The sequence below is a fragment of the Xenorhabdus khoisanae genome (genome assembly GCF_001037465.1).
Classification (GTDB): Bacteria; Pseudomonadota; Gammaproteobacteria; order Enterobacterales; family Enterobacteriaceae; genus Xenorhabdus; species Xenorhabdus khoisanae.
This window is the reverse complement of record NZ_LFCV01000220.1, coordinates 1-1,038: the sequence shown is the minus strand read 5'-3', so window position 1 is coordinate 1,038 and position 1,038 is coordinate 1. Positions and strand designations below refer to the sequence as shown.

Here is a 1,038-nt window from a genome sequence, read left to right as displayed (position 1 = left end):
GGCACTGCCAGACATTCAATACGTCAGAAAAGCCATCCTTAACCGGATGGCTTTTTTGCGTTTGGGGTTGGAAAAATCAATTATGATGAAGTTCAAAAAGCGATAACAATAGACATAACTTTATTTCAGTGTTAGCTTCATTATTCAACAATAAAACTTACTGATTTATATGAAGTTACTGCTAAGAATATGCTGAAATTTAGAAGAATCGATAGCCATCAAGATCATTTTTTTGACCTCATTAATGAACTATATAATACAGCTTTTCCTTTACATGAGCAGAGAAGCAATCAGGGCCGTTTGTCCATATTAGGTGTTGATAATTACTATCTTTATGCATTAATTGATGTTGATGTATTTATTGGATTTATTGGCGCATGGAAATTTGAAGATTTCTTTTATATTGAACATATTGCCATCAGTTCATCGCTACGTGGTCAAGGATATGGAAAACGTGTTTTAGATGCTTTTTGTACCAAGCACTGCAAAGTTGTTCTGGAAATTGATCCCGTTGTAGATGAAATATCTAGTAAGCGCTTACGTTTTTATCAGCAATGTGGATTTGTGACTTATGAAATTTTGCATCATCATCCAAGCTATCATCCTGATAGGGAACCTCATGAGCTGGTTATCTTAAGCTATCCTGAACAACTAAGCGAACTGAGTTATCAGGCGTTTAAAGATTGTCTGATCCATCAAGTTATGAAACCTGCCTATCTTTAATTTTATTTATGAAAGGTTGATATTGATCACATAGTATTGTGACTATATCACCTTAATTTTTCCTTCCTTATTCTGATTACTATTTTCTATATAATAAAATGAAATAATTTCAATTTGAGTACAATAACTCGACATCGCTTTCATCTTTTTGTTAAATTTAGCTATCTATAAGTCTAAACATGCAAACTGAAATAGTAGAGGTTTCGAGCAATGCCTATCCGTGTACCAGATGAATTACCTGCGGTAAATATTCTCCGCAATGAAAACATCTTTGTCATGACCTCAACACGGGCAAGTATTCAAAATATTCGCACA

The 1,038-nt window shown here is 33.7% G+C and carries 2 protein-coding genes; both read left to right on the top strand.

Features of this window, described 5'->3' with window-relative positions; all coding sequences use genetic code 11:
* Nucleotides 1–189: 189 nt before the first annotated feature.
* Nucleotides 190–723, top strand: coding sequence for a GNAT family N-acetyltransferase (locus tag AB204_RS20275; RefSeq protein WP_053067964.1), 534 nt, complete (start codon nt 190–192; stop codon nt 721–723).
* Nucleotides 724–933: 210 nt separating this feature from the next.
* Nucleotides 934–1,038, top strand: a 105-nt coding sequence (locus AB204_RS22635; RefSeq protein WP_200898268.1) for a homoserine O-acetyltransferase/O-succinyltransferase family protein, incomplete at its 3' end; no start/stop codon positions are given.

Bases quoted from the DNA above. Each gene is read 5' to 3' on its own strand.
- AB204_RS20275 (WP_053067964.1), top strand. From the start codon at position 190: ATGCTGAAATTTAGAAGAATCGATAGCCATCAAGATCATTTTTTTGAC.